The following is a 14,054-nucleotide window of genomic DNA, read 5'->3' as shown; positions in this document are numbered from 1 at the left end:
TAATGGAATATCTAGTTTTCTTCATGGCATTGATTGTTGCTATCTTTGTTCACTACAAAGCATGGCCAATATTTGGTTATTCAGCACATCCACTAGGATTTGTTATTGCCTTCCAAGTTTTAATTCTAACCTTGCCTGGGATTTTCATTATTAGCTATAGTTCGGATTGTTTAGGCTCTATAACATGCAGCTTAGTATCTTCAGATATTAAAAAAGCAGTGTTTATTGATTACTTCATTGTGCTTTTCACGTTATTCGTTTCAATTGGCATTGCTTTCTTATTTGTCGGCTGTCGTAATGAGTTTGTTCCAGCTGCAAATAGCCAAAAGTTATATATATATATCTGTCTGCTATTAGTTTTATTTATTTTGGTAGCGAAATTTGTTTTTACAAAAAACATACCACTTATTACTGCATTTGTTGGAAGTTCGCTTGATGCTGAAGCCCAAAAAGCCAGTATATTGCGAGGGGAAGATGGTTTTTCATTCCCAGTTATAAATTTTTTCATAAAATATTTTCCCTTATATTTCTATTACAGCTGCCTTATTTCATATTTTAATAAAGATTGTACAAAGAAAGTTGTCGTCATTGCATTCATCGTGACATCGCTGTGTATTCTATATGATCTTCAAAAGGGCCCCCTTGTTATGATGGTTATCGGTTCTTTTTGGTTATATTGGAGCCGTAATGGGAAAATGAGAAGTATAATACTTGGCGGTGTTTTAAGCTTGATGATTATTAGTTTTTTATTTTATATTTCTTTCGATTTTGGTGGTGATTCTTCATATTTTTTGGATGCGATATTAAATCGTCTTTTTGTTGCTCAAGTTGATGGTATGTTTTGGGTCTATAATTTTTCAAAGCAAAATGAATTGTATTTATATTGGGGGTTACCATTTTCCAGCATATTGGGAATTGAACAAATTGATCCCCTGAGTGACATTATAGGACATGTATTTCCGAATGCTAATGAGTCTTGGGTGAATGCAACATCATTTATGATAGGCGAAGCCAAAGCTATATTTGGTGATTATTCGATGATCGTTTCTGTTATGGCCATAAGCATCAATGTTATTTTTCTTTGTGTCATTAGCTCATGGTTACTTAGATTGAATCGTGGGGTATTTTATCCGGCAATTTTTGTTATGACTCAAACGTTGCCATTGGCAAATAATATTACAGACCTATTGTATGGCCGATTTCTATTTGGATTTGTTTTATTTATGATTTTCCCACTGTTAGCAATTAAATTGGAAAGGTCAGTGAGATTTATAATGAGCCCTTACATGAAAAATATAAATCAGAGCAATGTATGACTGTTCATAGTGGAAAAGTACTTTCAATAGTTGTGACTTATGAACCTAATTGGGGTTCGGTGATTGAAAACATTACTGACATATCAAGTGAGATAGATGTTTTCATATCCGATAATAGTAAAGAACCATATTCTATTGATGGTGGGTTTTCTAATGGAGTATTCTACCACCATAATGGTGGAAATATTGGTATAGCTGCAGCTCAAAATACGGCGATAAGATTTGCAAAAGAGCATGATTATGAGTATGTAATATTTATTGATGATGATAGCTCCATTTCACTTGTACAGATTAATGATCTGTTATCCAGCTACGATTTCTTGGAACGTAATGGCTACAAGGTTGCGGCCTTATGCGCAGTCCCCAATCAGACTGGGGGGTTGGATGTAAAAAAGTCAATTCCAAAATTGGAGAGATACCTTTCAAGTGAAAATCTAATGAGTTCAAGTTCTATTACGGCAGTTAGAACATTTAATGATATTGGTATGTTTGATGAGAGCTTATTTATCGACTATGTTGACTATGAATGGGGCTGGCGCGCTCGTAATATGGGGTATGATATTATAATAGACTCTTCAGTTGTCTTTTCTCATCATCTTGGAGAGGGAGTATTAGATCTAAAAGTTTTTAGGTTGGGAGTACCATCTCCCGTTAGGCATTATTTTCAAACAAGAAACATGCTTAAAATGATGACCTTGAACTATGTTCCACTACGCTGGAAAATATCTCAATTGTGTCTATTTCCAATTCGGTTTATTATTTTTTCATTTTTTTATTCAGAAAACAAAAAAAGGCGAAAATTCTTTTTGAAAGGCATAAAAGATTTTTTCAGTTAAAAGTTAAATTTTCTGACCTACTGAGTCTACGCTTTAAAGATAAAAGATTTAACTGCTGACAATAAGGTTTACTATGGCTTTTAGTGTTCTAATGTCTTTATATATTAAAGAAAATCCTAGTTTTTTAGATGAATGTCTATCAAGTTTGTTTAATCAAACAAAGCAGGCTGATGAGATAGTTATTGTTCTTGATGGTCCTGTCACTGCAGAGTTACATATAGTGCTTGACCGTTGGAGAAAAAAGCTACCAATAATTATCCTATCCTTAGATAAAAATATCGGACTTGGAGGGGCCCTTAATAAAGGTCTTGATGTATGTAAATATGACATTGTATTTAGAATGGATACAGATGACATAGCTTATCAGGATAGATTCGAGGTTCAAGAGTCCTTTCTTAGAAATAATAAAGAAGTAAAGTTGTTAGGTGCATATGTTAGTGAATTTGATTCTACGATATATGACGTTCATTCGATAAGGCATGTACCATGCGCTCATAATGACATAGTACGTTATGCTAAATATAGAAATCCGATGAATCATATGTCAGTTGTTTTTAGAAAGTCTGCAGTTATTTCTGCTGGGGGCTATCAAAATGATTATTTATATGAAGATTATGCTTTATGGGTTAGAATGATTATAGACGGTTGCTTAGTTTCAAATATTCCTAGAGCTCTTGTTTTTGCTAGAACAGGAAATGGGATGGAAGTTCGCCGAGGTGGTTTAAAATACGCACTGTCAGAATTTCATGTTCAGAGAAAGTTTTATCAAATAGGATTTATTTCTTTTTTTGAATTTATGAGAAATGTTGTTACTAGGTTCCCAGTTAGGTTGTTACCCGGGCAAATTAGAAAGAAAATATATCGTAGTTTTCTCAGAAAATAAATCAACTTGAAGTATTTGGGGACTAATGTGAAGATTACACAGTATCAGAGACGCCACTCCCGTTGGTATGAGAGATTTTTTTTCAGTTCCCCCGTATTATTTCTTCTGGGTGCTTTTTTTTCAGTGCTAATTCCTGGCTTGGAACGCTGGGGGTGGGGGTTTTGGGAGCATCTAGATTCGGTGAGGGTTAATACGCTTACTGGCGCATTTCTTGCTTTTCTCCTTACCGGTATTATTTTACATAGAATACTCCGATATCCTGGTGCAAGTCCTGTTGCCTATGTAATTCCAACAGTTACTGCTGCCTATGGTATTTTAGTTGTAATGCTATTCTTTATTCGTCTCGAATATAGTCGACAGGCTCTTTTTGAATCATATATGGTAGCATTATTATGCTGTTGGGTTGTTTATTTCATTGGCCGTAGATATAGAATACCAAAGTATGCACTTTTACCATTCGGTGATTACCGCGGATTATTGAAAAACAGTGCCGCAAAGTGGCGGGTTTTAGAGACCCCAGATCTAGGCTCTGTTAGGTATGATGCGGTAGTCGCAGATCTAAGAGACAGCAATCTTGCCGGTGATTGGGAGCGCTTTCTGGCACATTGTGCACTGTCTCATGTTCCGGTTTATCATATAAAACAGATTAGTGAAGCTCTCACCGGTCGGGTAAAGATAGATCACTTACATGAAAATCAACTTGGCTCTCTCTTACCATCACCGCTATATACTCTTATCAAGAGATGGGTGGATATTTTAACTGCACTACTTGCTATTCCATTGCTATCTCCATTTATGCTAATAACAGCTATTTTGATAAAAATAGAAAGCCCTGGTCCTGTGATATTCCTGCAGAATAGAGTGGGAAAAGGAAATCAAGATTTCAAAATATATAAGTTTCGTAGTATGTGTCAAGAGTCTGAAGAAAATGGTGCTCAATTTGCAAAAGCTGGAGATATGCGTGTAACCCGAGTTGGGAGAGTTATTCGTAAATTGCGAATTGACGAGTTACCACAGTTTTTCAATGTACTTAAAGGTGACATGAGCCTCATTGGTCCAAGACCAGAGCAAAGGGCATTTGTTGACAAATTTGAGAAAGAAATTCCTTTCTATATGTACCGTTTGATTGTCAGACCTGGTATCAGTGGCTGGGCTCAAGTTGTACATGGTTATGCTGCCGATGCAGATGATACACGTGTTAAAATTGAACATGACTTCTATTATATAAAGCATTTCTCACTCTGGTTAGATGTATTGATTGTATTTAAAACAATCAGAACTATTTTGACTGGATTTGGGGCAAGATAGTTGTTTATATCGTACACTAATCGCATATAGTACGGTCGTATTTATTAACATAAAACATGCTTAATTAGTACCGTTGTAGTCATCCATAAAAGATAAAGCCATACACCTTTAATCACTTTATTTTTAGAGAGCATAATGAACGAAATATCATCTAGCAATCTAGGCAATACGGTACCACAAGGCTGGCAGCCTATATCCAATGACACGGTCGAGCTACGCAAGATGGTCTTGGTTTTTTGGCGTCAAAGAGTTACCATATTATGTTGCACCGTGGTTTTTTTCTGCCTTGGGTTATCTTATGCATTATTGTCTCCTCAAATATGGGTTAGCCAAGCAGAGATAAAACCACCAACTCTAAAAGAGGTTGAATCATTAGAGTTTAATGTTAATCAATTAATTAATGCTCAAGTTTCAGAGGGCGCATTCAGTGGTTTTGGTAAAAAAAATATATATGATGATTTTATTAATAGCTTCAATGGTTTCGACAACAAAAAATCCTTTTTGATTGAAAATGGTTATCTTGATATCGAAGCTCTTCGTATTGGCGCAGAAAATAACAATGCTAAACGTCTGCTGCTTAATGACATGGCTGATGGAATAAACGCTCGGGTGTTAGATAAATCAAGTGATAATATAACGCTATATTTTTCTGCTGGAACTGCAAAAGATGCAAAGTCGCGGTTAGAGGAGTACATTGATTATATTCAGAAAAAAGAAATTGTGACTAAAAGTAAAGAGCTTTCCACAATATGGAAAAATCGAATAAAAACCTTAGAGTCACAATATAAAAGTGCTCGAGAGGACACTCTTAAACAGCTACAAGATGATATTCTTAGAACTGACTATAGTCTTCGTATAAGCCAAGCTGCTGGAATTGAGACTCCAGTACAGAATTTGCAGAATAAGGGGAGTTTTACCATCGATCTTGGCGCCCGGGCTTTAGCTGAACAACTCAAAGTGTTGAAAGAAATTAAAAATCCTGAGTTTATGAATCCAGCTTTGGGTGATCTGCGTTTGCAATTGAGCAGCCTCCAAGCTCTTAAGGTCGAAACCCTACCATTTCAGTCTTTCGCTTATCTTGCATCGCCTAGTGAGCCGCTCTCCCGTGACAAACCCAAGCGACCACTTATTGTAGTGTTGGCAACCCTGCTGGGTGGCATGCTGGGGGTGGGCATAGTGCTGGTTCGTCATGCGTTCCGCAGGCCGGAACATGTTGGGTCACAACAGGTATAGTATTCATCCATGAGCGAGAGGGGGCATTAGCCCCCTTTTTTGTTTTCTGGGGGGTACGCGAGTGGCGAAGAGTATGGGATTGAGGAACCTGGGAAGATGATGACGACTGCAAAGTCTTTTGGAGTAGTGAGCGGACTCTACTGGCTGCTCGGTATGCATTTCTTTATGCACAATCCGGGGGGCTCCGGGCTCTATCTGCCGTTCAATGCCTGGGGCTGGATCTTTGCGAGCCTGGTGATTGGGCTCGGCCTCTGGCAGGCGACGTTGCGCCAGCAGTTGGTCGTCTCTTCGCTGCAGATTGGATTCTGGCTGGGGGGCACGCTGCTGCTGCTGCCCATGGCCTATCCGGGTTTTGAGCTGAAAGACTACGCCATTCCCCGTTTGCTGGGGCTGTTTGCGGGCCTGCTGTTTCTGAGTTGTCTCTACCAGTGGAAATGGGAGAAGCCTGCGCGGGATAAACTGCTCTATCTGTTGTTGGTGGCGGTAGCCATTGAAGGTGTTCTCGGCCTGGTGCAGTTCTATCTGCTGACTCCGGGCAACTGGTTGGGATACGACACGCGTGCCAACCGACCCTATGGCATCTTCCAGCAACCCAATGTGATGGCGAGCTTCATGGCGACCGGTCTGTCGCTGGCAGTCTGGCTCGAGATGAGGGGGAGTACTCACCCCTGGCTCAGGGGGCTGCGTTACGGGGTGATCCTCGCGGCGTCAGTGCTGCTGGTCGTGCTGCAATCCCGGGTCGGCCAACTGGGGGGCTTGCTGGCCTTGTGGCTGCTGGTGCCGCAACTGCAACGTCAACGACAGCTGGGACGTATCCTCGTCCTGGTCGGACTGGGCATCGCCCTGGGGCTTCTCTCCCAATACGCCATGGTAGGGGCCAAGCGGGGGCTGGATATCTACCAATCCGGCGGCATGCGCTCCATCTACTGGCCCTATGTCGCCAAGCTGATTGCAGAGTCCCCCTGGACGGGTTGGGGTTACGGCAGCTTCGAGCCGGTGTTCCTCGAGCATTACATGGCCGACAAGGCCCTCAACCCAGCCATGGTGCAGATTGAGTACAACCTCGACCATCCCCACAACGAATTTCTCTACTGGGCAGTGGAGGGGGGGATTGCCCCCATGCTTGGCATGCTGCTGATGGGGGGCGCTCTGTTGTGGCGGCTGAGTCGGGCGGGCTGGGTCAAAGGCGCCGCGCTGTTGGCTCTGGTGACCCCCATCTTGCTGCACAGCCAGACCGAATACCCCTTCTATCATGCCATCGCCCTCTGGTGGGCCCTGTTGCTGCTCATCTATGTGGTGGATGCGGAAGTGGAGGAGGGGGGGGCGGCCAGCTGGCGGGAATATGTCTATCGTCCCTGGCTGCTGCTGCGCTTCATGGCCATGGCCATTCCCCTGGTGGTGGTGCCCTTCATGCTGACTGCCATTCACACCGCCTGGGTGGTGACCAAGTATGAGCGCGGCGGTTACAAGGAGCCGACCCTGCTGCTAGATGTGGTCAATCCCATGGCCTGGTTGACCCGAGTGGAGTTCGACGTCAACGCGGTGCGGCTGATGGTGGGCCTGCAGACACACAACAAGGCGGAGCTGGAGGCCTACCTCGAGTGGGGACATGCCTTCGTGCGCCATACCCCGCGGGCCAATATCTACGCCAACATGGTGATCGCCCTCAATGCGCTGGGGCGAACGGAAGACGCCAACCAGCTGCGGACCCGGGCTCTGCTGCTCTATCCGGGTGAGCCCTTGCTCACCGGCAAGGGGGCCGCCTCGGTGGCGGCGACCCTGGAGCGCAAGCCCTCCTCCTGACGACGTTCAGGCTCTCGTCACTATCTGTGGTGCGGGCAAGCCTGCAGTCAGCTTGGCTCCGGTAGCCTGATGACTCGATCGCAGGGCCCTCCTGCCACCGGCCCGGCATCCCCGCCGGGCCCCTCATCGGAGCCTACATCGTGAAGAAAGTGGAATTCATCGCCGCCAGTCTGCTCATTCTCAGCTCATCCGCCATGGCCGGTACCAGCGCCCAGGTCGAATACGGCACGGTGCAGGAGAGCCATCTCATCACTCAGACCACCCCGCCTGCCCATCAGGGGGCCAGACCCCTTCGCACCATAGGCGCGGCGGCGCTCGGTGCGGCCGTTGGCAACCAGTTCGGCGGCGGCTCGGGTCAGACCATCATGACAGCCACGGGGGCGATTGCTGGCGCTGAGGTGTCTCGTCGTCGCCAGAGTGCGCAGAATTCACCACAGGCGGCGCAATCGGTGGAGCTGCAGATCAAGACCGACGGCGGCAAGGTGCTCAGCGTAGTGCAGGCGAGCGATCCCAAGCTCAGCTTTGCCAAGGGGGACAGGGTGCGGATCCTGACCTCGGGTGCAGACACCCGGGTCGACAAGTCGCTCTGAATGGCGATGCGTCGACTGGGGGCTGACTCGGTGACCGCTTGGCCAGAACAGGGTGAGGTTCTCCCTGAACTGCCTCTGGACAGGGGTTGAATGACCCCGTTTGTGGTCCATTCCTGCACGATGTTTCACCAACTGTTTTCCCCGGTCGCAAAATTGTGGTTCAGGGCTGGACGAGGTGCGCGCCTTGGTTAAGATGAGTCTCTTAACGTGTGGCAAGGGAGGTTGAAATGGAGTTAGTACTAGGCCCGCTGGAGGCCCGGGTGATCGGCTGTCTGATAGAGAAAGAGATCTGCACGCCGGATCAGTATCCCCTCTCCCTCAATGCACTGGTCAACGCCTGCAACCAGAAGAGCAATCGTGAGCCCGTGCTGGATCTCGCCGAGCTGGATATCCGCGCCGTGATCGACGAGCTGATCCGCCGCCGTCTGGTGGTCAATACTGCCGGCTTCAACGCGCGGGTGCCGCGTTATCAGCACCGCTTCTGCAACACCGAGTTTGGTGAGCTCAAGTTCACGGCGCAAGAGCTCGGCATCCTCTGCGAGCTGTTGCTGCGGGGCCCGCAGACGCCGGGCGAACTGCGCTCGCGCACCAACCGTCTGTGCAGTTTCGACGATGTGACCGAAGTCGATGCCGTGCTGGCTGGCCTCGCCGAACGGGGTCCCTATGTGGTCAAGCTGCCCCGGGAGCCGGGCAAGCGGGAGTCCCGTTACGCCCACCTGTTCAGCGGCGAGATCGATCTGCAGGCACTGGCACAGGCGGCTCCCGCCAGCACTTACGCCTCTCCCGCTGGAGATCGCCTGAGTCAGCTCGAGGAGGAGGTCGAGAGCCTCAAGGAGCGTCTGGCGGCCCTGGAGTCCAGGCTGGCACAGCTGGAGGGATGAAGCCCGCGATGGTTCACAAGAAGGCGCTTCGGCGCCTTTTTGCTTGCACCGGGTTGCCCGTTGGCGAGATTAATTCATCGTCGCCAACGTCCGCCATCTGACTCCCTTCATGCTAATTTTTCCCCTCTTTTTGTTGATCCCTGTCCTATTCTCCCCACCGTTTTTTATGAAGCTGGCCGCTTTTTTTGTACTAATTCGCGCTTAAGGGTCGAGCCGCCGCCCCTTTCTCGGTAAAATTCCGCCTTTGCACCAGCCCACGAGTCCTGATGTCAGCCTTCACCCTCTCTTCGGATTGCTATGCCCTGCTCAGCGAGCTGCAACTGCAGCGCGCCGCCAGCCCCCGCTATCTGCTCGACGCCTTGCAAGATGCAAGGCCTGGCCCCCAGTCCCCCGGACTGCTGGCCGAGCGGTTGGCACAGCTGCAGGAGCAGGGCTTGGTGCGTCTGCGGGGAGAGCAGCAGTGGAGCCTGACGGCGGAGGGGACGCTGGCCCTGATCCTGGGAGTGCGTGGTGGCCATTGTCCCATGCCGGAGTGGTCACGGGTGCCCTCCGTCACCGGGCAGGAGATGGCGCAAGCCCTGGTGCGCGAACTCTGTCTGGGGGAGGCGGGCCAGATACCCGCCTATTACCAGAGTGCCGAGTTGTTGAGTCTGCTGGACTTGCCCGATGCCCATCGCTTGCTGCCCGGAGCGAGCCCCGCCTGGCAGCAACTCCTGCTGGAACACTTCGCCCTGCAGACCCTGCTGGATGCCGAGCCCGCGTCAGGCTGGCCGCTGGCAGAGATTGCCGCGGCCTGCGCCGCCCCCCTGTCCGGGCGGGTACAGATGCTGGCTGCCGAGTGGCAGTGGCTCTGCGGCTCGCCAGAGGGGGAGGTCAGGGGCGGGGTGACCACTCACTGGCCGGCACTGCAGCAGTTGGCGGAGCGCACCGATGAGCATCCCCTGGGGGAGCGCCTGCTCGGGGCCCTGGCGCAGTGGAAGGCCGAACGGCAGGACGAGGGGGAGCCCCCCGCCTGGCCCCCCATGTTCAGCACCCTGCTCTGGCTGGGCTGGTTGCAGCAGGCCGATCCCGTGCTGGCCAGCGAGCAGCGCAAGCAGTGGCAGCGCAGCCTGGGTCAGGGGGGGGCACGCAGTGGCTTCCCGCTGCTCGGGGATCTGCTGGGGCAGTGGGCCGGTGATCGCCACGGTCAGGCGGTCGGTCTGTTCGATACCCTGCAACTGCCCCTTGAGGAGCTGCACTGGGGCTATCTCTGGCTCGATCTCTGCGCCCTCGCGCGCCATGGGGAGCAGAGCCCCCAGGTGGCCATTTTGCACAAGTGGGATCTCTCCCACCTGCTGGAGGCCGAGCCCCATCACCGGTTGATGGCGTTTTGCCAGGATCTGCTGCGCAGCTTACTGGGGCAGGGGGCACAGCGTCCTCCTCTCAATCAGTTACCGGTCAGCAGCAATGGTGAGGGCGACGATGAGCCGGAAGATGACAAGGCACCCGCCTCCGCCAGCTGGCTGAACTGGCTGCAGGGATTGGGGCGCTCCAGCGGCGTGCGCAAGGCGCAGGAGCGGCTGGTTTGGCTGCTTCACGCCGAGGGGCCCGAACTGGAATGCAAGATCCAGAAGCAGAGCACCAAGGGGGAGTGGACCGCCGGTCGACGGGTGGATCCCGCCCTGCTCTCCACCCAGTATGCGGCCCTGCTGGACGAGGCCGACTGGGCGCTGGTGCGTACCCTGCCGCGCTCAATGAGCAAGCTGCCGCGAGAGGCCTGGGCGCCCCTTGCCGACCATCCCCGCCTGTTCAACGCCAAGGGCCAGAAGCTGCAACTGGCCATCAGCGCCCCCTTGCTGCAGATCGTGCCGGATGACGGGCAGAGCGATCCGGAAGCTTTGGCGCAGACGGCCCAGCCTTCGACTCCAGAGTCCCGGATGCCGGGCATGCGGGCGTTGCTAAACCCCCGGGCTGCGGCTCGGGGGGCGCATATCGTGCCGCTGGCGCAGGATTTATGGCAGCTTATTCTGACGCCGCAGGCATTGGTAGACAGATTGCCTGCCTTGACCACCATTCCCCCCCTGCCCGAGGCGGGGTTGGCCGAGTTGCAACGCACCCTGGACGCCATCCCGGATCTCCCCTGGCACAGCCAGGTGGCGGGCCTGCAGGGCAATGCCGAGATCGCCCCCTGGCCGGGCGTGGCCTCGGTGCAGCTGGATTGGCAAGATGGCCAGCTGGTGGTCCAGCTGGTGACCCGGGAGGGGGACTTGCCCCCTCTGCCCCTTGGCAAGGGGGAGGCCATCGTCCGGCAGGGGATGAAGGCGTATCACTACTGGCAGCGGGATCTGGGGGCGGAGAAGGAGGCGGCCCAGCGGCTTCGCAGCCAACTGCCCATCGGGTTGCCGGGCAACGAGTGGAAGCTGGAGGGTGAGCAGGCGCTGACCCTGGTCAACGCCCTGCCGGAGCTGGTGGACGCCGGCGTGGTCATTCACTGGCATCAGGACAGCGCGCGCCTCAAGAGTCTGGACGAGGCGGCCTTGAGCCTTCGCATCGAGCGGCGCCAGGACTGGTTCCAGGTGGAAGGGGCCCTGGCGCTGGACGAACACCAGATCCTCGACTTGCGTCTCATCCTGCGTCAGCTCACCCCGGGCCAGCGCACCGTCCAGCTCGATGACAAGACCAGCCTGATGCTGACCGACAAGCTGGTGGATCGCCTCACCATGCTGGGGGCCATGCTCGACACCGAACAGCGCATCAACAACAAGCTGGCCTATCCTCTGGCCCGCCTGTTGTCCGCGGTGACCACGGCGGGGGACGAGGCCTGGCAGTCCCTCCAGCAGGAGTGGCAGCAGGAGGTGGCGTGTCCGCCCGAGCTGCTGACGGCGCTGCGGGATTACCAGAAGGAGGGGGTGCGCTGGATGGCGACCCTGGCCCACCACGGCTTCGGCGCTTGTCTGGCGGACGACATGGGCCTTGGCAAGACCCTGCAGGCGCTGATCCTGCTGCGCATGCGCCAGCATCTGGGACCGGCCCTGGTGGTGGTGCCCAAGTCAGTGGTCACCAACTGGCAGGAGGAGGTGGCGCGGTTCGCCCCCGAACTGGAGGTGGTGGTGTTCGAGAACCCGGCCGAGCGGGAGGCACTGATCCAGGAGGCCAGGCCGGGTCAGATCGTGCTGGTCAACTACGGCATGCTCGGCAGCCTCGCCCAGGCTCTCAAGTCCCGTCACTGGTCGAGCATGGTGCTGGATGAGGCGCAGCAGATCAAAAATGCCGGCACCCAGCGTGCCAAGCTGCTGTTCCAGCTCGACGGCGATTTTCGCCTGGCGCTCTCCGGCACCCCCATCGAGAATCACCTCGGCGAGCTGTGGAGCCTGTTTGCCTTCATCAACCCGGGGCTGCTCGGCAGCCTCAGCGAGTTCAAGCGTCGCTTTGGCAAGGCGGTCAAAGATCCCCGCCATATGTCGTTGCTGCGGGCGGTGATCAGCCCCTTCATCCTGCGCCGCCTCAAGCAGCAGGTGCTGACCGAGTTGCCGGACAAGACGGAGATCATCCATCACATCAGCCTCTCCCCGGAGGAGCGTCAGCTCTACGAGGCGACGAGACGGGAGGTGGTGCAGCAGGTGCAAAGCGCCGATGGCCGCGCCCTGATGCACGTGCTGAGCGGCCTGACCCGGCTGCGCCGACTCTGCTGCTCCCCCCAGCTGGTGATGCCGGAGTGGTCACAGACCAGCAGCAAGCTGGACGAAGCCATGGGGCTCCTGGAGGAGGCCATCGACGGGGGCCATCGGGTGCTGGTGTTCAGCCAGTTCGTGGATCTGCTGAGCCTGTTGCGGGCACGCATCGAGCAGCGCCAGTGGGACTACTGCTATCTGGATGGTGGCTGCTCCGCCAAATCCCGTCAGGAGTCCATCCTGCGTTTTCGTCACGAACCGGTGCCCCTGTTCCTCATCAGCCTCAAGGCGGGGGGCACGGGGCTTAACCTGACCCAGGCCGATACCGTGCTGCACCTGGATCCCTGGTGGAATCCGGCGGTGGAAGATCAGGCGAGCGATCGGGCCCACCGCATGGGGCAGACCCAGCCGGTGACCGTCTATCGCCTGGTGTGCGAGCAGACGGTGGAGGAGAAGATTGTGGCCCTGCACGATGAGAAACGGGCGCTGGCGGATGGCCTCTTGAGTGGTCAGTCCGAGGTGAAGGGACTGGATGTGGAGAGCCTGCGTGCCCTGCTGATGAGCTGATTGCCCGGGCGGGCGAACGTGCCGCGGGGAGCATCCGGTGATGCGCCCCTCGTCGTTTGGGTTCCTGCCTACCCCTGATAGCGGTAGAGGTGCAGCCGCTCTATGATGGCCTCGCCGCCTATCTTGCGATCCCGCCGGGCCTGACGCAGCTTGGGAGGATAGTGGCCGAGGTGAGTGACGCTGGGGGGCGTGTCCGAGCAGAGCAGGAGCGGCAGGCTCGCCTTGAGCTGCTGCTTGCGCGGCGCCCTGTCCTGCCACAGCAGGTTGATCATGGGGTGGGTCTTGACCGGTCGCCGGATCCGCAGCTCCACGTCGGCCGGCAGGCGGCGAATGTCATACACCTCCTGATCCACCATCTTGCTCCACTCCTCGTTGTCCGACAGGGCCGGCACATAGCGGCGGCTGCGCTCCAGCATCTCCAGTACCTGCTCCCGGGTCAGGCGGCTGATGCTCTGTTTGTCCGCCCAGGTGAAGCCGAGGGAATGCAGCTCTCCCTGGAGCAGGGTCAGCTTGCGATAGACCTGCAGGGTGATGACCCCAGGCAGCGCCTGATGCACCAGCTCGAACTTCTCATCCCGTCCCCCTGCCTGTTGCACCAGTGCCTTGAAGGCGAGCTTGTGGCCGTTGATCGCCTCAATCAGGGGGACGAGCTCCCCGGCGCAGGCGGCGGGAAAGCGCAGCCAGCCCGGCAGGCGCAGGGTCGCCTTGGTGGAGCAACCGGGGCGGGCACAGTGATCCTGATAGGCGGCCTGGGTGACGGCCAGTGCCTCCTCACCCGTTAGATAGCCCACCTCTATGGTGTCGATGGGATCGTGCTCCTCCCCCAGGGGCACGGCGGGGAGGGGATAGACATGGGCCTCCTGCAGGGGTAACTGGCCGAGGCGATTGGCGAGGTGCGCCAGGGCGGCTTCCAGGGTCTCCATCTGCTGGCGCAAGGCGGCGGTCGGGGTAAAGGCGTCCATCGACATATCCTGTGGTGAGCGCCTG

General features: G+C 53.4%; 10 protein-coding genes. 9 read left to right on the top strand and 1 reads right to left on the bottom strand.

Annotated elements, in window-relative coordinates:
- Positions 1–2: 2 nt before the first annotated feature.
- The 9 genes from ACW5W7_RS00415 to ACW5W7_RS00375 all read left to right on the top strand — a co-directional run bounded on the left by ACW5W7_RS00415 (position 3) and on the right by ACW5W7_RS00375 (position 13,067).
- Positions 3–1,316 (top strand): O71 family O-antigen polymerase, encoded by a 1,314-nt coding sequence (locus tag ACW5W7_RS00415; RefSeq protein WP_456500379.1) that lies wholly within the window; start codon positions 3–5, stop codon positions 1,314–1,316.
- Positions 1,313–2,152: a glycosyltransferase gene (locus ACW5W7_RS00410; protein ID WP_456500378.1), complete on the top strand. Its 840-nt coding sequence runs from the start codon at positions 1,313–1,315 to the stop codon at positions 2,150–2,152. Before ACW5W7_RS00415 ends, ACW5W7_RS00410 begins: the two co-directional genes overlap by 4 nt.
- Positions 2,153–2,225: 73 nt before the next feature.
- Entirely contained in the window at positions 2,226–3,035 is an 810-nt protein-coding gene (locus tag ACW5W7_RS00405) for a glycosyltransferase (protein WP_456500377.1), read from the top strand.
- A 27-nt stretch (positions 3,036–3,062) separates the two neighbouring features.
- On the top strand, positions 3,063–4,343 hold the full coding sequence (locus ACW5W7_RS00400; RefSeq protein WP_456500376.1) for a sugar transferase: 1,281 nt from the start codon (positions 3,063–3,065) through the stop codon (positions 4,341–4,343).
- Between the two features lie 135 nt (positions 4,344–4,478).
- Positions 4,479–5,576 carry an LPS O-antigen chain length determinant protein WzzB gene (locus tag ACW5W7_RS00395; protein ID WP_456500375.1) on the top strand — a complete coding sequence of 366 codons (1,098 nt, stop codon included), beginning with the start codon at positions 4,479–4,481 and terminating at the stop codon, positions 5,574–5,576.
- Between the two features lie 96 nt (positions 5,577–5,672).
- Complete coding sequence (locus ACW5W7_RS00390; RefSeq protein ID WP_456500374.1) at positions 5,673–7,379, top strand: Wzy polymerase domain-containing protein; 1,707 nt, start codon at positions 5,673–5,675, stop codon at positions 7,377–7,379.
- A gap of 140 nt (positions 7,380–7,519) precedes the next feature.
- On the top strand, positions 7,520–7,969 hold the full coding sequence (locus tag ACW5W7_RS00385) for a hypothetical protein (protein WP_434663102.1): 450 nt from the start codon (positions 7,520–7,522) through the stop codon (positions 7,967–7,969).
- Between the two features lie 227 nt (positions 7,970–8,196).
- The gene (locus tag ACW5W7_RS00380; protein ID WP_456500373.1) at positions 8,197–8,850 is read left to right on the top strand and encodes a YceH family protein; all 654 of its coding nucleotides are present in this window, start codon (positions 8,197–8,199) and stop codon (positions 8,848–8,850) included.
- Between the two features lie 266 nt (positions 8,851–9,116).
- On the top strand, positions 9,117–13,067 hold the full coding sequence (locus ACW5W7_RS00375; RefSeq protein WP_456500372.1) for a DEAD/DEAH box helicase: 3,951 nt from the start codon (positions 9,117–9,119) through the stop codon (positions 13,065–13,067).
- 68 nt (positions 13,068–13,135) lie between these two features.
- On the opposite strand, the gene ACW5W7_RS00370 is transcribed toward ACW5W7_RS00375, so the two are convergent.
- A complete protein-coding gene (locus ACW5W7_RS00370) occupies positions 13,136–14,029 on the bottom strand; it encodes a DNA replication terminus site-binding protein (protein ID WP_456500371.1) in 894 nt (297 codons plus the stop codon).
- Positions 14,030–14,054: the final 25 nt, after the last annotated feature.

This window comes from Aeromonas intestinalis (genome assembly GCF_054052485.1).
The sequence above is the reverse complement of the archived record's forward strand: the minus strand, read 5'-3'. Positions and strand labels throughout refer to the sequence as shown.